The sequence below is a fragment of the Streptomyces sp. NPDC003016 genome, assembly GCF_053591455.1.
Genome location: NZ_JBSFTV010000048.1, coordinates 1 through 22,330, shown reverse-complemented (window position 1 = coordinate 22,330; position 22,330 = coordinate 1). Strand labels below are relative to the sequence as shown.

General features: G+C 71.8%; 18 protein-coding genes and 1 pseudogene. 2 read left to right on the top strand and 17 right to left on the bottom strand.

The window, feature by feature from the left end:
* Positions 1-327 precede the first annotated feature (327 nt).
* Together ACWDZ4_RS30345 and ACWDZ4_RS30340 are read right to left on the bottom strand one after the other, a co-directional pair.
* Positions 328-1,392 (bottom strand): GNAT family N-acetyltransferase, encoded by a 1,065-nt coding sequence (locus ACWDZ4_RS30345; RefSeq protein ID WP_451511602.1) that lies wholly within the window; start codon positions 1,390-1,392, stop codon positions 328-330.
* A 1,447-nt stretch (positions 1,393-2,839) separates the two neighbouring features.
* Positions 2,840-3,292, bottom strand: a pseudogene (locus ACWDZ4_RS30340) (undecaprenyl/decaprenyl-phosphate alpha-N-acetylglucosaminyl 1-phosphate transferase); the annotation flags it as partial.
* A gap of 135 nt (positions 3,293-3,427) precedes the next feature.
* Here ACWDZ4_RS30340 and pdxR (ACWDZ4_RS30335) point away from each other — a divergent pair.
* A complete protein-coding gene (gene pdxR / locus ACWDZ4_RS30335) occupies positions 3,428-4,945 on the top strand; it encodes a MocR-like pyridoxine biosynthesis transcription factor PdxR (protein ID WP_451511601.1) in 1,518 nt (505 codons plus the stop codon).
* Here pdxR (ACWDZ4_RS30335) and ACWDZ4_RS30330 read toward each other — a convergent pair.
* The 15 genes from ACWDZ4_RS30330 to ACWDZ4_RS30260 form a co-directional block, all read right to left on the bottom strand.
* A complete protein-coding gene (locus tag ACWDZ4_RS30330; RefSeq protein ID WP_451511600.1) occupies positions 4,926-6,356 on the bottom strand; it encodes a UbiD family decarboxylase in 1,431 nt (476 codons plus the stop codon). The genes pdxR (ACWDZ4_RS30335) and ACWDZ4_RS30330 overlap by 20 nt on opposite strands.
* Entirely contained in the window at positions 6,353-6,757 is a 405-nt protein-coding gene (locus tag ACWDZ4_RS30325) for a chorismate mutase (protein ID WP_451511599.1), read from the bottom strand. Before ACWDZ4_RS30325 ends, ACWDZ4_RS30330 begins: the two co-directional genes overlap by 4 nt.
* Positions 6,754-7,101 (bottom strand): cupin domain-containing protein, encoded by a 348-nt coding sequence (locus tag ACWDZ4_RS30320; RefSeq protein WP_451511598.1) that lies wholly within the window; start codon positions 7,099-7,101, stop codon positions 6,754-6,756. The genes ACWDZ4_RS30325 and ACWDZ4_RS30320 overlap by 4 nt, the downstream gene beginning before the upstream one ends.
* A 46-nt stretch (positions 7,102-7,147) precedes the next feature.
* Positions 7,148-7,819: a flavodoxin family protein gene (locus ACWDZ4_RS30315; RefSeq protein ID WP_451511597.1), complete on the bottom strand. Its 672-nt coding sequence runs from the start codon at positions 7,817-7,819 to the stop codon at positions 7,148-7,150.
* Positions 7,820-7,887: 68 nt separating this feature from the next.
* The gene (locus tag ACWDZ4_RS30310) at positions 7,888-9,192 is read right to left on the bottom strand and encodes a TrpB-like pyridoxal phosphate-dependent enzyme (protein ID WP_451511596.1); all 1,305 of its coding nucleotides are present in this window, start codon (positions 9,190-9,192) and stop codon (positions 7,888-7,890) included.
* A gap of 56 nt (positions 9,193-9,248) precedes the next feature.
* Entirely contained in the window at positions 9,249-10,493 is a 1,245-nt protein-coding gene (locus ACWDZ4_RS30305; protein ID WP_451511595.1) for an MFS transporter, read from the bottom strand.
* Between the two features lie 58 nt (positions 10,494-10,551).
* The gene (locus ACWDZ4_RS30300) at positions 10,552-11,772 is read right to left on the bottom strand and encodes an ATP-grasp domain-containing protein (RefSeq protein WP_451511594.1); all 1,221 of its coding nucleotides are present in this window, start codon (positions 11,770-11,772) and stop codon (positions 10,552-10,554) included.
* Positions 11,773-11,813: 41 nt separating this feature from the next.
* Positions 11,814-12,584 carry a B3/B4 domain-containing protein gene (locus ACWDZ4_RS30295; protein ID WP_451511593.1) on the bottom strand — a complete coding sequence of 257 codons (771 nt, stop codon included), beginning with the start codon at positions 12,582-12,584 and terminating at the stop codon, positions 11,814-11,816.
* Between the two features lie 110 nt (positions 12,585-12,694).
* Positions 12,695-13,963, bottom strand: a complete 1,269-nt coding sequence (locus ACWDZ4_RS30290) for an MFS transporter (protein ID WP_451511592.1) — start codon at positions 13,961-13,963, stop codon at positions 12,695-12,697.
* A complete protein-coding gene (locus ACWDZ4_RS30285; RefSeq protein ID WP_451511591.1) occupies positions 13,960-15,240 on the bottom strand; it encodes an amidohydrolase family protein in 1,281 nt (426 codons plus the stop codon). Before ACWDZ4_RS30285 ends, ACWDZ4_RS30290 begins: the two co-directional genes overlap by 4 nt.
* A 44-nt stretch (positions 15,241-15,284) precedes the next feature.
* Complete coding sequence (locus tag ACWDZ4_RS30280) at positions 15,285-15,938, bottom strand: hypothetical protein (RefSeq protein ID WP_451511590.1); 654 nt, start codon at positions 15,936-15,938, stop codon at positions 15,285-15,287.
* Positions 15,928-17,349 carry a phenylacetate--CoA ligase family protein gene (locus ACWDZ4_RS30275; RefSeq protein WP_451511589.1) on the bottom strand — a complete coding sequence of 474 codons (1,422 nt, stop codon included), beginning with the start codon at positions 17,347-17,349 and terminating at the stop codon, positions 15,928-15,930. Before ACWDZ4_RS30275 ends, ACWDZ4_RS30280 begins: the two co-directional genes overlap by 11 nt.
* Positions 17,350-17,512: 163 nt before the next feature.
* On the bottom strand, positions 17,513-18,223 hold the full coding sequence (locus tag ACWDZ4_RS30270; protein WP_451511588.1) for an SDR family NAD(P)-dependent oxidoreductase: 711 nt from the start codon (positions 18,221-18,223) through the stop codon (positions 17,513-17,515).
* A gap of 71 nt (positions 18,224-18,294) precedes the next feature.
* Complete coding sequence (locus tag ACWDZ4_RS30265; protein WP_451511587.1) at positions 18,295-18,894, bottom strand: anthranilate synthase component II; 600 nt, start codon at positions 18,892-18,894, stop codon at positions 18,295-18,297.
* Positions 18,891-20,447 (bottom strand): anthranilate synthase component I family protein, encoded by a 1,557-nt coding sequence (locus ACWDZ4_RS30260; protein ID WP_451511586.1) that lies wholly within the window; start codon positions 20,445-20,447, stop codon positions 18,891-18,893. Before ACWDZ4_RS30260 ends, ACWDZ4_RS30265 begins: the two co-directional genes overlap by 4 nt.
* Before the next feature lie 261 nt (positions 20,448-20,708).
* Here ACWDZ4_RS30260 and pdxR (ACWDZ4_RS30255) point away from each other — a divergent pair, with 261 nt between their 5' ends.
* Positions 20,709-22,118 carry a MocR-like pyridoxine biosynthesis transcription factor PdxR gene (pdxR, locus tag ACWDZ4_RS30255; protein ID WP_451511585.1) on the top strand — a complete coding sequence of 470 codons (1,410 nt, stop codon included), beginning with the start codon at positions 20,709-20,711 and terminating at the stop codon, positions 22,116-22,118.
* The last annotated feature ends 212 nt before the right edge of the window (positions 22,119-22,330 follow it).

Below are 22,330 nucleotides of genomic sequence, written 5' to 3'. Positions count from 1 at the left end.
GTGCAGGATTCTCAGGCCCGGTCCGTAGCTCCAGGGCCCGACGCCCCACCCGGCGGCGGTGAAGGCGGCCCTGAGTGCTTCCTCCATCCGCGCGCGTTGGATACCGGTGGTCCCGTCCGCGAAGACTGTGATGGCTCCGCTGTCGGTGTACGAGATCGCGATGTCCCGTACGCGCCAGCGGTGCTCCTTCGCGTTGCACAAGGTGGCCGGTGCCTGCCCGAGGGACTGTGCAGCATCGCGGACGATGTGCTCCATGACCACACGATGTCCGTTCCCAGATCCTCAAGATCCACGTCTGAAGTGACCAGGATCCGGGGGCCGGGTCCCTCAGACCACTTCCGCGGTGGGCCGGAGGCGTTCGTCCGGCCGGGGAAAGGCCGTGGGAGGTGCGCTGGTGGCGGAGAGGGTCTGGCTCCAGCGCGGCCGGTACTGGCCCTTGTAGGCGTGTTGGCCCGGGACGGTGCGGCCCAGATCAAGGTACCGGTATCCGGCTGCGGTCAGGTCCTGGGCCAGGTGGCGCAGGAGGGCGTGGCCGGGGGCGAGGTCGTGGTGGAGGGGGTGTATGGCCGGCGCGACGGAGTAGGCCCGGTGGTGTTGGGTCAGGCAGAGTTGGGCGGCGATGATTTCGGTGTCGACGGCGAGGGTGGCGATGAACGCCATCTCCGCGCCGCAGCGATCGAGCACGGCCGGCCAGTGGGGTGCGCCGGGGGTGTGGGGTGTACCGGCGGGTGGGGTGTGGCCGGCCCAGCGGTGCGCGTGCAGGCGGGCCAGGACGGCATAGGCCGTGAGTAGCTCGTCATTGTTGCGGGTGCGGTGGTAGGTCACGTTGTGGCTTTGGGCGAGTTCGTCCCAGGTGCGCTGGCGTCGTCTGTGGTCACGCCTGGTCGAGCGGGACATCTCCTCGTAGGCGAGAGGGAGCGGGATCTCGGCGCAGTCGGTGATCCTGGTGTGCCAACGTCCTCCCGCGGTGGCTGGGTCGGTGGGTGCGAGGTGCCGGGCGAGGGCGCCGCCTGCGGGCAGGCCCGCCATGTCGACGTAATGGCCGTGGTCTGCCAGGTCTTCGAGGTACCGGGTGAGGGCTGCACAGACCTGCGGGTCCTCGGCGGCCGGGCCCACGGCGCGTATGTACTCCCCCATCGGCGCCGACAGCGCGTACGTCCGCGGTCGGTCGCCCGTGTGGTCGTGGACCAGCGGCAGAGCGGCCAGGACCTGCCGGGCCGGGCCCTCGCAGACGGCGACGACAGGATGGGCAGTGGGCGGGAGCTGCTGCGCCCACCCAGTGAGCCACGACGGCGACTGGTAGGGAGTCGCCTGAAGGTCCCGCCGGTACAGGTCCGCCCACGACGAAGACAGGAAGGCGCCAGCAGCAACCTCTTCGAACACACGCACCATGAGATTCAAGATCGCCTTCTTCGCTTCGAGGTCTCCCCGTACCGCCCATAACCCCATAATCACGTCACCGGCACGGTGAAACACCGAACCAAACCTAAATTCACCCGAACGGGAACGGTGCGGACGGCGATCACCGAGCGAGATCACCACGCTGAGGCGGACCGCTTCGATCGAGCGGGCGCTGTCCTGAGGGCCGAACTCCTCACGGCCGACCGCCCCGGCCCTTGCGAGCCACGGCCGGGGCGGGCCGTGAAGCCGCGGCGGTTCGAGGCAAGCCGTGGCGGGACAACCGGATCGAGCGGGTGCTCCCGCACCCGGCCGTATGGGCCATGCCCATGCCTGGGGCATGGGCGAGGTCCCGATCTTGTTGCGACGAGACGGGGACGCGTTGCCGCACGTCCGTCTTCTCAGTTGGCGGGGTGTGAACAACTCTTCCTTCGCGGTCCTGGACGGCGCGTACTGGTTCGATTCCCACGCCATGCCCTGTCGTCACTGCGCCGGCCTCACGACACCTGCTCCTCCCCTCCCGCCTCCCAAGGAGCCTGCTGGGGCACGCAGCCGCCGGGCCATCGCCGGCGCGGCAGCAGTTCGTGGGCGCACGACCATGGCCGGCTGCTGGGCCGCCGTGGTCACCGCCCTGACGGTCCGAGGATCGCGCTGAGTCACTTCAGCCAGTTGCTGGCGTGGACTGGTGCGCCTCAGGCGCTCAGGCGGTTGCAGGAGCGGTAGACCCGCAGACTCCAGTGCACGGTCAGCGGAGGCAGGTCAGCGAACATCAAGTGCTTGGCGCGCTGTCCGCGCCCTACCGCTCGTATGTCGACCACCGGCCGGCCGATGCCGTCACTGAACGGCACCACATCACCCAGGCGTAACTCCCACGGCAACACGTCCTCCGCCGCCGTTCCAGCCGGCGGCCGGGGCAATGACGAGGCAAGCGCCGGGATCTCCCGACCACGGTCCGACTGAGGAAAAATCCACGACTGTCTCACGGCCGTCAGCCCTACCCACACCGTCCGCACCCTCATGCACGACAGCGTGCCCAAACCCCCAGCACGGCAACAGCGCACGAAGAAGAGCTCACGTTGCACGGTGTGCACCCCGGACGGCGACGATCCTGGACCGGCCGGCCGGTGGGGCAGTGGCTGCCCCACCTCCACCGCCCCGGCACGCGAAAGCACACACCCGGCACTTGAACAGACAGCCGTCATCGAGGAGGCAGGCGAGCGTGTCGGCGAGGGTGCATCGTTCGCAGAGGCGCCCGCCGAGGAGCAACCCCTCGAAGCCGCAGCGGTCACAGAAGAAGTCGCGGGTGATGCCCGCGCAGTCGCGGCAGATCGGCGTGCCGGCGGCGTCCCGGCCGGGCAGCAGCCGGTCGGCTCGGCAGCCGCGGACCCGCATCGCGCGGTCGTAGCAGGTCCGGCAGATCGGACCGTCCGACCACTCGGCGGACTTCGAGGCCCGACGGCCGCAGCGTGCCCAGCACGTCGGGCAGCAGGACCGTGCCGAGACCGGGCACGGGCAACCACAGGATTTTCAGGCCCTGCTGGACCATCACGGCCGCCGCGATCAGCAGGCCGCCGAGCTTGACGAGCGCCTCGATCTCGAACTTGTCGTCCAGGACGTCGATGACCCAGATCAGCGCGGCCCCCGACAGCAGAGCCTGTGGCTCCTGGACGTCGAAGGCGCCCTTGGGGCTTGACAGTTGCGAGGCCATCACCAGCCCGGCGCACAGACCGCCGAACATCGCGATGCCCCCGAGTCGCGGCGTCGGCTCGCGGTGCACGTCGCGGGCGCGGATCTCCGGCATCGCGCCGACCGCGATGGCGAACTTCCGTGCAGGTCCGGTGAGCAGGTACGTAACGGCGGCCGCGACGCACAGCGTCAGCAGGTATTCACGCACGCGCTGCCCCGTGGGCGTCGCTGGACCGGGGATCGCTGACTTGTCACAGCCACACCATATGCAGTGGCCGGCCGCGGTCCCCGCGCGGCGCCGTGCGAGACTCGGCAGCGGCTGTGGGTGACTTGGGGGGAAAACGTGGGGTCGTCGGAGCTTCTCATCACGCTGGACCGGGACAGCGCCACGCCCTTGCAGCAGCAGGTGTGCGACCAGGTCACCGTGCTGGTGCGGTCGGGGCAGCTGCGGCCGGGCGACGCCGTGCCCGCCTCCCGTGAACTCGCCCTGCAACTGGACGTCTCCCGGACCGTCGTCACGCGCGCCTACGAGCTGCTGCGCGCCCACGGCATCCTCACCGCCCGGCGCGGTTCCGGCACCCGGGTCGCCGGTCTCGCCGGCGGCGTCCCCGTCGGCGCACGGCGACCCGCGCCGACGGCTCTCGCCCCGCAGCCGCCCCGGTCCACGGACGGCGGGAACTCCCTGTGGCAGCCCTGGGAGCCGCCGCCCACCCATCACCCGGGCACGGCCCTCGACTTCCGGCACGGCACGCCCGCGCTCGCCAACTTCCCCGTGGCCCGCTGGCTCCAGGCCCTGCAGGACGCGTACGGCAGGGCGGACGCGGCCACGCTCGGCTACGGCCCGGCCGAGGGCTCCCCCGCGCTGCGGATGGAGATCGCCACGCTGGTGCGACAGAGCCGCGCCCTGGACGCGTCAGCCGACCGGATCATGGTCACCAGCGGCGCCACCCAGGCCATGGACATCCTCGTCCGGCTGCTGGTGCGGCCCGGCGACGTGGTGGTCATCGAGGACCCCAGCCATACGGTGCTGCGCCAGGTGTTCGGCTGCTCCGAGGCCGCCGTGGTGACCGTGCCGGTGGACGAGGAAGGGCTGCGGGTCGGGGACATCGACGCCCGGGTGCGCGCGCAGGGACACGATCCGGCGCGGGTCAAGCTGGTGTACGTGACCCCGTCGCACCAGTTTCCCACCGGGTTCATCATGTCCGAGGGGCGGCGGACCGCCCTGTTGCAATGGGCGTACGAGCGGAGCGCGACCGTCCTGGAGGACGACTACCACAACGAGTTCACCTTCGCCGCCGAGCGCCTGCCCGCGCTGGCCGCGGCCCGGCACCGGGACACGGTCGTGTACGTCGGCAGCTTCAGCAAGACTCTCTTCCCGGCCCTGCGGATCGGTTACGCGGTCCTGCCGCCGCACCTCGTGCAGCCCTTCCTCGGCATCAAGTGGATCACCGACCGGCTGACGCCCACCGTCGACCAGGAAGCGCTCGCCGGTTTCGTCTCGTCCGGCGCCTACACCCGCCACATCAGCCGGATGACCCGCCTGTACCGGCAGCGCAGGAGCCGCCTCATCGAGGCGCTGCTCGGGCACTTCGGCTCCGAGGTCCGCATCTCCGGCGAAGCGGCCGGCCTGCACGTCCTGGTCACCCTCACCGGGACGCGGGGCGCCGGGGAGAGCGAGATCGCCCGCCTGGCGGCCGCACGCGGCGTGCGGATCTACCCCGCGTCCGGGTACTTCGTGCAGGACCCGCCGGCCGAACCGACCTTCCTGATGGGGTACGCGGCCCTGTCCACCGCCCGCATCACCGAGGGTGTCGCGCTGCTGGCCGACGCGGTGCGTGAGGTCAAGTCCCGTCCGGAGTGAAGCGGGGCCGGTGGAAACGGCCCCGCTGGGCGTAGGGGACGGTGCAGTCGAAGACCACCTTGGCCGTGCGGCCGTCGGCCGAGAGCGCCGGCGAGTACTCGGTGGACTGCGTCGGGTCGAGCGGAAAGCCCTCCCGGTCCGGCAGCACCAGCACATCGCGGTCCGCCTGCATCCGGGTGGTCATCGCCCACCACAGGTCCGCGTCGGACTCCAGGTCCACGTCCTTGTCGACCGAGACGACCGTCTTGGCCATCCGGAACTCCTCCAGGACCGCTTCCGACGCCTTGCGCACGACCTCGTCGTCGGCGGCGGAGCGCTTGCGCCGCCACTGGAGCACCACCATCAGCTGGCCGCCCCCCGCCGTGTGGCAGAGCACCGAATCGACCGGGGCGTCCCACTCCCGCAGCCGGCCGAGCACCGCGGCCTCCATCCCGAAGCCGAGGAGCACCGACTGCTCGTGGCCCGGGCCCGACACGGCCTGCAGGATGGCCCCGTCGCGTGCGGTGATCCCGGTGATCCGGACGGTGGGCAGCGAGGGGTGCGCCCGCCCCTGGTAGCCGAGGAACTCCGGGGTGGCCGCGGTCCCTTGCGGGTTCTCCGGCGCGTGCTCGGCCAGCAGCTCGCCCTCCAGGACGTACTCGGCGTCCGCTATGCACTCGGCCTCCACCGTGCGGCAGGGCATCAGCTCCACCGGCGCGCCGCCCAGCGCGCCCGCGACCGCCAGCTCGTCGAGACCGGTGGGGACGAGTGAGGTGGGACAGCAGGAGGAGAGCAGCACGGCGGGCCCGAGCCCGAGGTGGATCGCCACGGGCAGCGGCCGGCCCGCGCGCAGCGCCGACCGGTGGGCGGCCTCCAGGTCCCGGCCCGGCACCATCCAGATGGACAGCAGGTCGGGGCCCTGCACGCACATCCGGTGGATCGACAGGTTCCGTACCCCGGTCTCCGGGTCGGTGGCCAGCACCGCCCCGAGCGTGAGGTACGGGCCCGCGTCCTCGCCGGTGAGCACGGGCACCGGCAGCGCGGTCAGGTCCGGTGCGAGCGCGGTCCTGGCCGGCGCCCTGCCGCTCTGGACGCGCACCGGCGGCACGGGCGAGGCGACCGCGTCGAGCAGCCGCTGCGGCAGCCGCGCCGGAGTGGACCCCAGCAGGGCCGCGGCCCTGCGGCGGGTCCCGTACAGCCCCATGAGCACGGCCCGCGCATCGGCGGTCCCGCTGCTGGGAGTGACCCGCTCGAAGAGCACCGCGGGGCCGGGGCCGGTGGGCGGCGGCGCCGGAGTGCCGGCCCACTTCGCGTACCGCGAGGAGACCCCGAAGCGGGCCGGCACCTCCTCCCGCACCCGCACCAGCTCGCCCGGCATCAGGTCGAGGCCGGCCAGCGCGGTGCGCAGATCGGCGAGACGACGGCGCGTCACACCGGCTCCTTCCCAGAAGCCGGCTCCAGGCCCGGCCCCAGGCCCGAAGCCGGCCCCAGGGTCGACCCCGGCCCCGAAGCCGCCCGCCGCCGCTCCGCGAGCCGCACCATCTGAAGCTCCGTCAACTCGTGGATGAGCGTGCGGTAGACGGCCTCGGCGATGCCGGGCGGCATCCCCTCCTCCTGCGCGAGACCGCGTACCTTGCTGATGACCTGCTCCACCCGGACGGGCGAGCGCACGGTCTCCTCGTCCCGTTTGTGCTCGGTCAGCTCCCTGACGATGCCCGTCCGTTCGGCCATCAGCCGGACGATCTGCCGGTCCAGCACATCGATGGAACCGCGCAGCTCATCGATCCGGGCCGGGCCGCCGTCGGCCTCCTGCGCGCCGTTCGCCCCGCTCATGCCTCGGGCGCCTGGTCGACCACGTACACCACGGTCGGCTCGCCCTCTGCGCCCTGCGAGCGGTGCCGCTCGTCGCCCGGGATCACGAAGCCCATGCCGGGACGGCAGGGCACCGAGCGGTCGTCGAAGTGAATGGTGAACTCGCCCTGGAGCACGTAGCCCTGGTGGCCGCGCTCGCACCAGTGCTCCTCGTTGAACCCGGCGGGCAGCTCCATGAGGCGTACGCGCAGACCACCGGTGTACGCGATCTTCACCCGCCCGTCTGCGCCGGGCTTGTGCCACTTCTCCCAGGGGATGGCGTCGAAGTCGATGCCGACGAGGGCGGGGGCGGTGGTGGCGGTCATGGGCAGAGCTCTCCTTGGATGAGTGGTGTCCGACGGGTGGCAGGCGTCAGGACATCGAATGGGCGCGTGCGACCCGCTCGTTGCGGTCGTCCGGCAACAGCACCGGTTCTCCGGTGGCCGCCTGGTGCCTGCGCAGCAGCAGCGTCATGTCGATCATGCGATGCGCCATGCGCTCCAGTGCGTCCAGGCCCTCGGCGTCGTTCAGGCCCGGCTCCTTCGATGTGTTGCGCAGCAGCGCCGGGAAACCGCTGCCGACCAGGATCATCCGGTTGAGCAGCAGATTGTCGACGAGCTGGTTGTGCACGGAGGCGTCGCTGTAGCGGCGGCTGGTGACGATGATCCCGCCGACCTTGTTGGCGAGCGGCCGGTCGAAGCGCAGGAAACCGACGCCGACCCGCTCGATGAAGATCTGCATCAGGTGGGCCAGGCCGAAGCCGTGCACGGGCACGGCGTAGATGATTCCGTCGGCCCGCTTCATCTCCTCGACGATGGCGGGCATGTCGTCCTCGACCACACACGGAATGGTCCGTCCGTTGCAGTCACCGCACGGGCTGCACGGCGAGATGCGGTGGTCCCGCAGGTGGACCGTGCGGAACTCGGCCCCCCGCTCCCGCACCAGGGCGCCCGCGTACTCCAGCGCGAGATCCGTGTTCCCGCCGGCTCTCTCCGAGCCCGATATACCGAGGATGACCGGTTTTGCTTCTTTCTCGTCGTACATGAACTGCCCCCCAAAGGCCCTGTGATCCAGGGGCGGGCCCCCACGGCCCGCCCCTCCCCCCGTACGGCTCAGTCCTTGAGCTTGCCTGCGAAGTAGTCGATGTACGCCTGCATGTCGAAGTGGCCGTGCCCGGAGAGCGAGAACACGATGCTCTTCGCCTCGCCGGACTCCTTGCAGGCAAGCGCCTCGTCGATCGCGACGCGCACCGCGTGCGTGGACTCCGGCGCGGGCACGATGCCCTCGTGGCGGGCGAAGGTCACCCCGGCCTCGAAGCACGCGGTCTGCGGTACGGCGCGGGCCTCCAGGCAACCGAGGTCCTTGAGCGCGCTGATGATCGGCGACATGCCGTGGTAGCGCAGCCCGCCCGCGTGGATGCTCGGCGGCACGAAGTCATGGCCGAGGGTGTGCATCTTGGTCAGCGGGGTCAGGCCCGCGGTGTCCCCGAAGTCGTACTCGAACTTGCCCTCGGTCAGCGTCGGGCAGGAAGCGGGCTCCACGGCGATGGCGCGGACGCTGCGCCCGCCGCGCAGCTGCTCGCCCAGGAAGGGCAGCGCGAGCCCGCCGAAGTTGGAGCCGCCGCCGGCCGCGCCGATCAGGATGTCCGGGTAGTCCTCGGCCAGCTCCATCTGGAGCTGGGCCTCCTGCCCGATGATCGTCTGGTGCATCAGCACGTGGTTGAGCACCGAGCCGAGCGCGTACTTGGCGGTGCCGCCGCTGTTCACCGCCGCCTCCACGGCCTCGGAGATGGCGAGGCCGAGGCTTCCCGGGGAGTCCGGGTCGGCGGCGAGCGCGGCCCGGCCGGACGCGGTGAGCTCGCTGGGGCTCGCGGTGACGCTCGCCCCGAAGGTCTCCATCAGGCCCCGGCGGTAGGGCTTCTGCTGGTAGCTCACCTTCACCATGTAGACCTCGCAGACGAGGTCGAAGTACGAACAGGCGAGGGCGAGGGAGCTGCCCCACTGCCCCGCCCCCGTCTCGGTGGTGAGCCGCTCCACACCGGCCTGCTTGTTGTAGTACGCCTGCGGGATGGCGGTGTTGGGCTTGTGGCTGCCCGCCGGGCTGACGCCTTCGTTCTTGAAGTAGATACGGGCCGGGGTGTCCAGCGCCCGCTCCAGGCGGTGGGCCCGGATCAGCGGGCTCGGCCGCCACTGCTTGTACACGTCGAGCACGGCGCCGGGGATGTCCACGCTCGGAGCGGTGGAGAACTCCTGGGCTATCAGCTCCGGCGGGAACAGCGGCTCCAGGTCCGCCGGGGTGATCGGCTCGCGGGTGCCGGGGTGCAGCATCGGCTCCAGCGGCTTGGGCAGGTCCGCGACCACGTTGTACCAGGTGGTGGGGAGGCGGTCTTCGGACAGCAGGAACTTCGTCTGGGACATGAGCACTCTCTGTGGTGGGTGCGGTGCGGTGCGGTGAACGTGCGTACGGAATGCGGCTAGTCGGCCCGCCGGCCGGCGTCGGCCGCGGGGACGGGCAGGGTCGGCGGCTCCGGTACGGGCGCGGCGGCCGCGGCCGCCGGCCTGATGCGCAGCATCGCGAAGGCGGCCATGCCGAGCAGTGGAGCGGCGAGAAGCGTGAGGAAGACGGGCTCGTGGCCGTGGGACGTCCAGATGACGCCGAGGCCGACCGGCACGACGAGCCGGGCCAGGCCGAGAACGAAGCCGTTGAGTGCCATGAAGCTGCCGACGCGCCGCTCGTCGACGTGGTCGGCGATGTACGTGGGCACGACGACGGACACGATGATCTCGCCGAGCGTCCACACCACGGTCGACAGCAGGATGGCGGGGAGCGAGAAGGCGAAGGCGATCACGGCGAGCCCCAGCGCCCACAGCGCCCCCGCGACCAGCAGCAGCATCTTGGTGCCGTACGCCCGGATGTGCTTCTCCAGGAGCAGACCGAGGCTGACCACGACGATGCTGTTGATCGTGTACACGGCGCCGACCAGGCCGGCCGACTCGTCGAGCACGGTCGTCACGGCCAGCGGCAGCGCGTACTCAAGGCCGATCAGCGGGGCGACGTAGAAGAAGGAGACCAGGACGATCAGCAGCACATGCCCGTGGCCCAGCGAGCCCGCCCGCGCCTTGTCCTTGCGCCCGTCGGCCCGGCCGCGCCGGTCCCGGGGCACCCAGATCACGATCATCGCGGCGCACACCAGCCCGGCGAGGATGTTCCCCGCGAACATGACCTGGTACGAGTACGCCGCGGCCACACCGCCGAGTAGCGGGCCGACGCCCATCCCCAGGTTGTTGCCGACGTAGCTGATCGTGTAGGCGAAGGGCCGCTGTTCGGGGGTGGTCAGGTCGGCGACCAGGGTGTTGGACGCCGGGCTGAACATGCCCATGCCGACCAGCGCGACGAACAGCAGTCCCGCGTACGTCCAGGCCGGCCCGTCCAAAACGGCGAGGCCCACATAGCCCGCGGCGTTGAGCAGCAGCGCCGTCAGCAGCGCCGCACGACGGCCGCGCAGGTCGCACAGCGGGCCGCTGAGCAGGCTGCCGACCAGCAGGCCCGTACTGCCGACGGAGATCAGCAGACCGGCCTCGCCGGGGCTGAGGCCCTCACCGCGCACCAGGTACACGGCGAGCAGCGGGAAGACGAACATGCCCGCGCGGTTGACGAAGGAGGCGAGGAAGAGCACCCGCAGCGCCAGCGGCAGTTCCTTGAACCGGGTCAGCCACATGGCACGGCCCCCTTCCCCAAGTCGCCGGTCACGCGCTGCCCGGCCGCGCCAAGGCCGTTCACGCCTGCTCGGTCTCGACGCGGAACGCGTCCCGCACGGTCTTGAAGCGGGCCCTGACGTCCTCGAAGTCGGTGCCCTCGCACACGTACCAGCCGAGGACGTCGTTGGACGCGGTCGGCGGGGCCAGCACGTCGCCCACGCTCTTCCACACGTCGGCGTCCAGCACCTTGTCGAGCGCGGTCAGCTCCTCGGGCGTGGTGATGGCGGTGATGCGCCCGTACTTGGCGGAGCTCAGGTACTCGGTGCCGATCTCCGGTCCGAGCCGTGCGGCCGGCCGGTGGTCCGGGTCGAGTTCGAGCCGGCACCACTCGCCCGCGAGGTTGATGCCGCGCCCCGCCTCGACGGCCGGGACGATCGAACCGCCGCCAGCGCGCGCCCCCGCCTCGCCGAAGACCGCGTCGCCGCCGTCGTCCGGCAGGAAGAACTCCGCGTGCACCACACCGGTGCTCAGCCCGAACCCGCGCAGCACCACGGCGTTCAGGTCCAGGATTTGCTGCTCTCGGGTGCTCAGAGCGTGCTTGCGCGAGATGGTGCCGCCCGGCTCGTCGAGGTACTCCAGTACGGAGTACGTGTACTGGGAGAGCTGCTCGAAGACCACCTCGCCGTTCTGGAACAGCGAGTCGACGTGGAACTCGGTGCCCCGGACGAACTCCTCGACCCGGTACTCGTGCCGGTCGTCGCCCATCGCGTCCCAGACCCGGTCCAGGTCCGCGCGGCTGTCCACCCGGTAGGTGTCGCCGCAGGCCCAGCCCGCGTACGGCTTGATCACGACCGGGTAGCCGACCTCGTCGGCGAACTCGGCGACCGCGGTGACCGTGTCGGGCCTGCACGAGCGGGCCACCCGGACGCCGAGCTCCTCGGCCCTGCGGTGCATCACGTTCTTGTCGCGGAAGTTGAGCGCCTGGTCGGGGGTGAGACCGGGGATGCCGTGGTCCCTGCGGCAGCGGCTCGCCGGGAGCACGTCGCCTTCGAAGAGCGGGAAGATGCGCTCGATGCGGTGCTCGGCGCAGATGCCGTCGACCGCGGCCCGTACGGCCGCCGTGTCGTCCAGATCGGCGTGATACCGCGGCAGGCCTTCGGCCTCGGGCGCTTCCCAGCCCGTCGGCAGCAGCACCACGGGCTGCACGCCCAGGTCGGCGGCGGCCCCGACGACGCTGCGGAACTGCGCCGTGTAGCGGCCGGCGGCCGGCCGGTAGACCACCAGGATCGAACGGTTCATGCGGATCTCCTCGTGCGGATCGAGTGGAGGGTGCGGGCTGCTCAGCCGACCGTCGCGGCCGACGGCGCGCCGAACAGCTCCCCCGACGGCATGGACCGGTCGAGCACCAGCGGCCGCCCGGACCCGGCGGTGAGAGCGGCGAGCGACTCCGCGATCCGGCCGAGCGCCTCGTCGACCGCGTCCCTGCCGCCCTCGTGCGCCGACTCGACGGTGATCAGGAGCTTGCGCCGCCCCGGACCGGTCTTGACCACGTCGCCCTGCCGCCAGTTCCACCGCCGTGAGTGCGCCCGGCCGCGCCCGTCGGCGTAGACGACCTCGCCCGGCTCGGGGTGCTCCGGCGCCTCGGGGGCGCCGAGCGGCAGATACGTCTCGCTGCCGTCGGCGAGCCGCACGGAGAGCTCCCCCTCGATGTCCGCCACATCGCAGGAGGCGACCGGCAGCCTGCTGGCGAGCGAGACCGCGTTGCACAGATCCACCAGGGAGTTGATCCGCGGCAGCCTGTCCCCCTTGGCCACCCTGCGCAGCACCGACTCGGCGGCGCAGGGGAACCGGTTGGGGTTGACGTCGACGGCCCGGTAGGCGTCGCGCCACGCGGCGATCGTGGGCAGCGCCGAGACCTCCGCCTTGCTGAGCCGCTCGCCGTGCAGCGCGTCTTCCGCCGCGGTGAGCAGAGCGCCCACCGCCGGGTCGTCCCTGCCCACCTCGATGTCCGGCACGGCGATCAGGCCGAGTACGTAACCGGGCACGCGCTCCGAGAGCCGCTCGTCGATCGTGACCGTCAGGGCGGCTGCGCCGGGGGAAGTGCTGTCCATGGAGGGGGTCCTTCGTGTCCGTGGTGCGTGGTCCGTGATCCGAGGACCGCTGATGACGCGTCCGACAGTAGGGAGAGCGCGGGGGCCCGGCTGTGACCAATTCCCGGCAATTACGGGAGGCCACTTGGCGGCGGCTTCGAGACCGCTCGCTCGGCGGACGAGAGGCCCGCCCCGGACGCACCCGGGGCGTCCGGTCCCGTCGTCGGTTCGCGTCGCTTCGTCCGTACGCCGACGAGCGCGCTCACCAGCGCCAGGGCCGCGAGGCCCGCGCCGAGCGGACCCAGCAGGTCGATGCGGTCCGCGCCGCCGTCGCCGAGCACCCGGCCGCCGATGAAGCCGCCGAGCGAGATCCCCACGAAGGTCGCCGAGGAGTTCAGCGACAGCAGCAGCGGGCCCGAGGCGGGCGCGATCGTGAACAGGCGGTGCTGCTGCGGCGGTTGCGTCGCCATCGCGGTGACGCCCCAGGCCGCCATGGCCAGGGCCGCGGTCAGGGCCCGGTCACGGGTCAGCGGCAGCGTCACCAGGACCACGGCCAGCCCCGCGACCGACGCGAGCAGCACGGGCGTGGCCCCCCAGCGGTCGGTGGCCCTCCCCCCGAGCAGCGTGCCCGCCACGGCCGGCACGCCGAAGGCCAGGAGCAGCAGAGCGAGACCGGCGCCGTCGCCGCCGGTCACCGGGGCGAGGACCGCGCCGATGTACGTGAGGGCGAGGTAGCCGCCCGTCATGAACAGCAGCGTGGTCAGCACGGTGAACAGGACCCGCGGGTCGCGCGCCGGAGCCAGCCTGGCGGCGAGACCGGGACCTGCCGGCAGCCGCACCTGAGGCAGCCCCCCGGCCACCGCGGCGGCGCACAGCGCACCGACCCCGGTGAGCAGCCAGAACGTGGCCCGCCACCCCAGGTCGGCGGCCACCCAGGTGCCGAACGGCACCCCGACGACGGTCGCGGCGGAGAGCCCGCCGAGCACCACGGCCATGGCGCGGCCGCGCCGTTCGGGCGCCGACAGGGCCGCGGCGGACGCGGAGGCCGCCGGGACGTACAGGGCCGCGCCCGCGGCGGTCACGACCCGGGCTGCGAGCAGCTCGCCCAGGCCGGGGGCGAGCGCGGACGCGGCGTTGCCGACGGCGAAGACCAGCAGGGAGATCACCAGGACGGTGCGCCGCTCCAGACGCCCGGTGAGCGCGCCGAGCACCGGGGCGAGGACGGCGTAGGTGAGCGCGAACAGGGTGCTGACCCAGCCCGCGTCGGCGAGGCCCACCGACAGGTCGCCGGCCACTTCGGGCAGCACCCCGGCCACCACGAAGGTGTCGGTGCCGATGGCGAATGCGCCGACGGCGAGGACCGGAAGGACGGGCAGGCCGCCTCGCGTACGGGCGGTCACGCGGCACCTGCCGTGACACGCGGCCGGTAGGCGCCGGCCACAATCTCCCCGGCGAGCAGCACCAGTTCGATCGCGTCCGGCCGGCTGAGCACCGAGATGTCATCGGCGGGGTCGCCGTCGGTCACCACCAGGTCGGCGAGCCGCCCGGCCTGCACCGTCCCGGCCTCCTCCCCGCGGCCGGCCAGCCGCGCGCCGTTGGCGGTCGCCCAGGTCAGCACGGTCGGCGCGGGGATGCCCGCCAGGGTCACGTACAGCTCCAGCTCCTTGGCGTACGTGCCGTGCGGGGTCCAGGCGAAACCGAAGTCGTCCCCGGCCACGACCGGAATGCCCATCTCCACCATGAGCGGCAGAATCCGCAGCGTGTTCGCCACCTCGGCCTCGAACTCCAGCGTCTCCAGGTACTCCGGGGTCTTGCCGTGCTCGGCGCCCGTGGTCAGCAGCATGTGCGGCTGGTAGAGGCTCGGCACGACGAAGATGCCGCGTTCCGCGATGGCGTCGAGCGCCGCGTCGTCGGCGTACGTGGCGTGGTCGATGACGTCCACCCCGGCGGCGATGGCGTTGCGGATGCCGGCCAGCCCGCGCGAGTGAGCCCGTACCCGCGCGCCGTGCTCGTGCGCCGTGCGGGTGGCGATCACCAACTCCTCGGCTGTGAAGAGCAGTTCGTGGGAGCGGCCGTTGGGGAAGGTGTCGTCGCCCGAGGAGAAGACCTTGACGATCTCCGCACCCTGCGCGATCTCCCCGACGACGTACTCGGCCATCTCCTCGGGGGTGTCAGCCAGCCGCATCAGGTCCGTGGGGATGCGCTTCTTGACCTCCGGGTTACGCCGCTCCGGCGGCCCGGACACCATCAGGTCCCGGCTGCACGGGGTGATCCGCGGGCCGAGGAGCCGTCCGGAGTCGACGGCGCGGCGCAGGGCCATGTCGATGCCGGCGACCGAGCCCGCGCCGACGAAGCCGGTGTAGCCGAGGCCCAGGAGATTGCGGGCGTTGTCGGCGGCGGCGAGCGTGACCTCGGGAACGGAGTACTTGAAGAGCATCTCCCGGCCGTCGAGGACGTCGAGGTAGGCGATGTGCGTGTGGCCGAGCGTCATGCCGGGCATGACGGTGCGGCCGTCCAGGTCGAGGACGTCGACACCGGGCGAGTGCAGCGGCGCCAGATCCTCGGGCAGGACCGCCTCGATGCGGTCGCCGTCGATGAGCACGCTGTGGCGCGGCAGTGAGGCCCGGCCCAGGCCCTCCTGGACCGTGGCTCGGTGAAGCAGGATTTTGCGTGGCACGTCGGGATTCTCCAGTGTGGGACAGCCCCGGGCGGGCTGAGCGGTCAGACGGAAAGAGAGACTTCGGCCGCCTCCGCATGGCCGAAGAGGGTCCAGACGATCTCCGCGCCCGGCCGGGTCGCCATCCAGCCCAGGCCGTGGGCCCGTACGCCGGGGGCGTTGGTGACCGCGAGCTGCGCGCCGCCGGCCGCCACGATCTCCGCGGCGTGCTGCGTGGAGGCCGCGTCGACCCAGCGCACCTCGCGCTCGCGCAGCCCGGGCGGCGCCACCTCGGCGTAGATCCGGCGGACCTCCCACATGGCCGCGACGGTGACCGGTCCGTCGCCCGCCGGCGGGAGGCCTCCGGCCGGCGCGGCGATCCCGTACTCCGGGGTGGCCTGCGGGAAGAACGCCTTCAGCCGCAGGTCGCGGTGCCAGTGGAAGCGGGTCAGCCCCTGGTAGGCACTCGGCACCAGCGCGAACTCGACGTTTCTCTCCACAAGTTGGTCCAGCACCTCGTCGAAGGTGGCGAACAGCGCGACGGACAGCCCGTGCTGCTCCGCGAGGAACCCGGCCGCCAGCTGGCTGGACGTGCCGTCGGGTCCGAGCGTCCCCAGGGTGGTGCCGGGCCGCGCGGCCCAGCGCCCGGTCAGGTCGCTCCAGCGCGCGGTGTACTCCTCGGCGAGCGGCCCCGGCAGGGCCGCGGCGTCAGCTCTCATAACCACGGTTCGCCGCCATCTTCTGCGCCACTTCGGTCTCGTGGTCGGGAGTGCTGCGCCGGTCCACGATGCGGGCGGCCTTCCAGCTGACGAACGCGCCGGTGCTCACGATGGGGTCGAGCCCGTCGCTGAGTTCGACCGCGACGGGCACTCCGAGCGCCGCCGCGGCCCCCTCCCGTACGGCGTCGGCGAGCCCGGCCGCGTCCTCGACCAGTCCCTTGAGCAGCTCCAGGCGGACGGTCAGCCGGTCCTGCCCGGTGTCGTCGTGCTCGATCACCACCTGATATCCGGCGGACCCCGTGACCCCGGTCATGACGGCAGTCTCGATCTGCCCGGCGGTGAACCGCCGCCCGCCGAGTTCCAGCCGGTCCAGGGTGCGGCCGACGATGCGCACCAGGTCGCCCGGCATCTCGCAGTCGCAGTCCGACGCCTCGATCGCCACGGCGTCGCCCGTGCGGTAGCGGATCAGCGGCTTGACGCCGTCGACCAGCATGGTCACGGTCAGCTCGCCGCTGCCGCGCGGCCCGTGGGACTCACCGGTCTCCGGGTCGACCACCTCGACGAGGTAGTTGGTCTGCGACAGGTGCATGCGCTTGTTCCGGCAGGCCGTGGCGACGACGAACGCCTCCTGCGACCCGTACAGGATGTTGTAGACGTCCGCGCCCCAGACGGTCTCCAGGTTGTGCGCGAGCGCCGGGGTGCACATCTCGCCGGTGACCAGCAGAAGCTTGACGGAGAAGTCGGTGCGCAGGTCGTAGCCGAAGTGCTCGGCGGCCTTGGCGAGGGTGAGGGCGACGCCGGGGGTGCAGCAGATCACCTCCAGCTCCAGGTCCTTCATCAGCTGGAGGGCCTTCTCGAAGCCGATGACCGGGGAGTACGGCCAGATCTTGGCGTTGAGCGAACCGACGTTGCGGGCGATGTCCCCGAGCGTGTCGCCGAACGAGTGCACCTCCGTCGGCCCCATCAGGCCGATGCGCGGGGCGCGTTCACCGAAGTGGTGGCGGAAGATGGACGCCCAGGACTCGGTGATGTGCGCGTTGCTCGCGACGATCTCGCGTCCGTCGCGGGGGCACGGCGTCGCGGCCCCGGTGGTGCCGGTGGTCTCGTAGAAGAAGAGCGCGTCGGTGAGCGGCCGGCTGAGGACGTCGAGCATCTCCTCGCGCAGCTGGGCCTTGGTGGTGAAGGGAAGCGACCGCAGGTCCTCCGGTGTGACCGCGCCCAGGTCCACGTCCCTCAAGTGCCGGGCGTAGAAGGGCGATCCGTTGACGACCTGGTCGAGCACGGTGCGCAGCTGGCGGGTGCGCCAGTCGGCCAGCTCCCGCTCGGTCAGCGTGCGGTCGTAGAAGGCACGGTGAAGTTCGAGATACCGGGCGGCGAAGTCGGCCGCGGAGCCGTGTGTGGGCAGCCACATGGGCGAAGATTCCTCTCGTGAAGGCAAGCGCGCATGGCGTGGCGGCGCGAGGCCGCTCTACGCGTGAAGGTGCGAAAATCCCTGAAACCGAAGGGCGCTCGAAGCGCTTGAAGCAGGGGTGTGGAACGCGGGTGTCAGTGCGGGCCGCCGCTGGCGGCGTGGGTCAGTGCAGGCCGCCGTTGACGTCCAGCACGCTCGCGGTGACGTAGCTCGCGCCGGGCCCCGCGAGGTAGCAGATCGCCGCCGCGACCTCGGCGGGCTCGCCGAACCGCGCCTGCGGAATCCGTTCGCGGTACGCGGCCGCCCGGTCGGCGGGGACACGGCCGGCCATCGGGGTGTCGATCAGCCCCGGTGCGACCGCGTTGACCCGGATGCGGTGGGGCGCCAGCGAACGCCCCAGGCCGCGGGTCAGGGCGATCACGGCGCCCTTGGAGGCTCCGTACGCCGCGTCCGGACTTCCACTCTGGCCGCTGATGGACGCGACGTTGACCACGCTGCCCGGCCGCCCGGCGGCGATCAGGCGGCCGGCGAGTGCCTGGGTGCAGAAGAAGGCGGCCCCCACGTTGACGTCGAAGACCCGGCGGTAGCTTTCCGTGTCGTACTCCAGGAAATCCCTGGCCTCGTAGATCCCGGCGTTGTTCACCAGCACCGACGGCAGCCCGTACCGCTCCTCGATCTCCCCGAACAGCCGCTCGGCCGCGTCCGGTTCACCGAGGTCGGCGACGAGCGCGGTGTGTGCGGCCGGGTCGGCGTCCCCCAAGAGGTCGACGGCCAGCACCCGGTGCCCGTCCCGGGCGAGCTGCGCGGTGACAGCCCGCCCGATGCCTCCCGCACCGCCCGTCACCACGGCCAACGGCATTTCGATCCCACTCATCGATCCCCCCGGATCTGATTCCCTTGCGTTCAAGTCCGCGCCCCACCCGCGCCCCCGCTCCCCGCGGGCGTTCAGCGGGCGGGCGCCCCAGCGGCGACGGACGCGCCGCGTACCCCCGAGAGGAAGTTCCCGAAGAGCCGCAGCCCGTCGTCGGTCGTCACGCTCTCCGGGTGGAACTGCACACCCTCGACCGCCAGCGTCCGGTGCCGCACGCCCATCACGTAGCCGTCGTCGAGCGAGGTCGCCGTCACCACCAGCTGCGGCGGCGGGTCGGTGACGATCAGCGAGTGGTAGCGGGTGACGGTCAGCGGCGACGCCGCGCCCGCGAACACCCCGCGCCCGTCGTGCTGAACCGGGCTGGTCTTGCCGTGCATCAGGTGCTTGGCCACGGAGACCTTCGCTCCGTAGGCGAGGCCGATCGCCTGATGGCCGAGGCAGACGCCGAGCAGCGGCACCCGGCCTGCGAAGGCGCGTACCAGCTCGATGTGTCCCGATACGGCCGGGTGCCCGGGGCCGGGCCCCAGCACCACGGCGTCCGGCGCGGAGTCCACGAGCTGCTCCACCGTGCGGGTGCGTGAGCGCACCACCTCGGTGTCGGCTCCCAGTGTGAGCAGGTACTGGTCGATGATGTGGCTGAAGCTGTCGTACGCGTCGACGAGCAGGACCTTCACTTCAACAGCTCCTCGCCGGTCAGCGCCCAGTAGGTGGCGCTCATCTTGGCCAGCGTCTCGCGCCACTCGTCGGCGGGCACCGAGTCGGCCACCACCCCCGCCGACGCCTGGGTGCTGTAGCGCTGCCCGTCGTGCACCGCGGTGCGGATGCACAGCGCGAGCACTGTGAAGCCGCGTACGTCGACCAGCCCGAGCGCTCCCGCGTAAATCCCCCGGGGGCTGTCCTCGATGTCGCTGATGATCTCCATCGCGCGCAGTTTCGGCGCCCCGGTCATGGTGCCGGCGGGGAAGGTCGCACAGACCGACGTCCAGACGTCGGTGCCCTCCCTGACCCGGCCCGACACCGTCGAGACCAAGTGGTGGACGTAGGCGAAGGGTTCGACTTCCATCATCGTGTCGACGCTCAGCGTGCCGGGGACGCAGACCCGGCCGATGTCGTTGCGGCACAGGTCGACGAGCATCACATGCTCGGCCTGCTCCTTGGCGCTCGCCCGCAGCCCGGCCACCAGACGGGCGTCCTCCGCCGGGTCGGCCGAGCGCGGCGCGGTGCCGGCGATGGGGCGCATGGAGATGCTGCCGTCCTGTATCCGCACGAACAGCTCGGGGCTCGCGCCGATCACCGTCCGGCCGGCCCACGGGACCAGGTACATGTACGGTGACGGGTTGCGGTGCCGCAGCCGCTGGTAAACCTGGAGCGGGGTCAACTCCGTCTCCACGTCGATACGGTGGCCGATCTGGATCTGGTAGCTGTCGCCCACTCCGATGTGACCCAGGCAGCGCTCGGCGCGGGCGGCGAACGTCGCCTCGTCCACGTTGTCCCGTACGGACAGCGGCGCGGGCGCGTCCGGCACGACGGGGGCGGCGTCGCCCGGCCGGTGCTCCTCGGCGACCTCGTCCAGGATCTCCCGAAGGGGCCGACCACTCTGCGGAGGCAACTGCTCGCCGTGCGAGGAGAGGTGACGGACGCCGCCGGACCGTACGTCGTACCAGACCGTGTCGCGGAACAGGGTGAGCGTGCAGCGCGGAAGCTCCGACCGCACCTGCTGCTCTGGGAGTTCCTCCATCATCCAGGCGGCTTCGTAGGACAGCGTGGTCAGGAACCCGAAGGCGAAGGTGTCCGTCGGCACGTCGGTGTCCACCACGAATGCGCCCTGCAACGCGCGCAGCATGCTCCACACGGCGTCGGAGTCGCGGGCCTGCCACTGCCGTACGTCGCCCCGCTCACCGCTGACCGGCCCGGCGGCCGCCGAGAGCGCCGCGGCCAGCGAGGCGCCCAGCTCCCCGGCGGCCGCGAGCTCCACCCGGTCGGCGAAGACGCGCAGTTCGGCGAGCCTCCCACAGCCGACCGCGGCGTAGTGCCGGTCCTGGACGGGACCGTCCAGGCTCTCGAAGAGGTAGACGTCGTCCTGCTTCCGCGTGCGGGCCAGGGCGTCGTAGAGCCGCAACGGGTCGGTCGGCGGCAGCTCGGCAGAGTTCACCCGGACGCGTACGCCCCCTGCGGGCGCGGGTTCCTGGGCCCGCTGCTCCGGACCGGCCGCACCGGGTCCGGGCATGGTCAATTCCGTCAACAAAGACACAGCAAGAGCCTTTCTGGTCCAGCAGACCATTGGGGCTTGGAGGATGGGACGAACACGTCCGCGGCGAGCCATCGGCTCGGCATCGCATGTCACGCTGACCGGCTTCCGCCGGCCCCTCCCCCGTGCCACCCCCGGCCGCCCCAGTTCCCCCCGGGGCAGCGAATGTGTGTGCGGAACGACTTCATCAGATGTGAGAATGCCTGGCCATACCACTTCGACCGTCAGAGAGAAGACCACTTGTCGTGGCACCTCGCCCTCACCGTGGACCGCGAATCAAGGCTCCCGCTGGCTGTCCAGGTACGTAACTCGATGCGCCGGTCGGTGGAGAACGGCGCCCTGCGTCCGGGCACCCGTGTTCCCTCGACCCGCCAGCTGGCACACGACCTCGGGGTCTCCCGCAGCGTCGTCGTGGAGGCGTACGAGCAGCTGTCGGCCGAGGGGTACCTGCTGACGAAGCGCGGTTCGGGAACGACGGTTTCGGAGCCGCCCACGTCGCAGGCGGTCCCCACGCTGGTGTCCCCCGACCGCGACCGCGAGGTCGCCGAGACGATGTGGGACCTGCGCACCGGGACGTCGGACATCGCCGCGTTCCCCCGTCAGGACTGGGTCCGCTGCGTCTCGGCCGTGATCAACGACGCGGGCCGCCAGGAGCTCAGCTACGCCCCGCCCGCCGGCGTGCCGCTGGCCCGCCACGTACTCACCGGCTACCTGGGCCGGGTCCGCGGCGTGCGGACGCGGCCCGAGGACCTGATGCTCACCGCCGGCTTCGCCCAGGGCCTGGCGCTGATCTGCAAGGTGCTCAACGACCGCGGCCACCGGACCCTGGGCGTGGAGGACCCGGGCCACCCGGGCGAGCGGGAGTTCATCACCAGCTCGGGGCTGCGCCCGGTGGGCCTACCGGTGGACCAGGACGGGCTGCGCGTGGACCTCCTGGAGAAGAGCGGCGTGCGCGCCGTGCTGATGACGCCCGGCAACCACTTCCCGACCGGCGCCCGGCTCAGCCCGGCGCGCCGCGAACGCCTCATCGCCTGGGCGCGCGCGGTGGACGCGTACGTCCTGGAGGACGACTTCGACAGCACCTTCCTGCACCGCTCCGACCGCGTGCCCGCCCTCCAGAGCCTGGCTCCGGACCGAGTCGTGTACGCCGGCAGCGCCAGCAAGATCCTCGCCCCCGCCCTGCGCCTGGGCTGGCTGGCCGCGCCGTCGGAGCTGATGGCGTCGGTCGAACACGTGCGGGCGGGCTGGGACATCGGCTGCTCGGGCATCGAGCAGCTGACGCTGGCTCGCTTCATAGACACCGGCGCCCTCGACCGCCACCAGCGCAAGATGCGCACGGAATTCCAGAAGCGCCGCGGGGTCGTACGCCGCCAACTCGCCAACCACCTCCCCGGCACCCGCCTCCTGGGCCGCGACAGCGGCCTCCAGGCGTACCTCCAACTCCCGCCCCGGATGGACGAACAGGCCCTGGTACGAGCCGCCCGCACCCACTCGGTACTGGTCCGCGGAGGCCGCTTCTACACCTTGGCGGACACGACAAGACCCCCGGCCCTGGTGGTCAGCTACGCCGCGGTGAACTGCACGGACCTGGCCCGGAGCCTGGAGGCGCTGGGGGTGGCTTATCGGGAGGTGGGGGGTGGCGAGGGGTGAGATGGGGGCGAGGCGTTCTCCCTGCTCTTCGTGTGCGACTTCGAGGAGCCCGACGCCCAGCAGGTGCCCCTGGGCTTCGACACGCACTGCCTGGTCACCCCCGACCAGGGAACGGCCCTAGGTGTACTGACCCGTGAGGTTGGGGACGCGGCTGGCGGGTGGCTGGCCCTTGAGTGCGGTGTGTCCGCGGTGGTGATTGTAGGTGTGGAGCC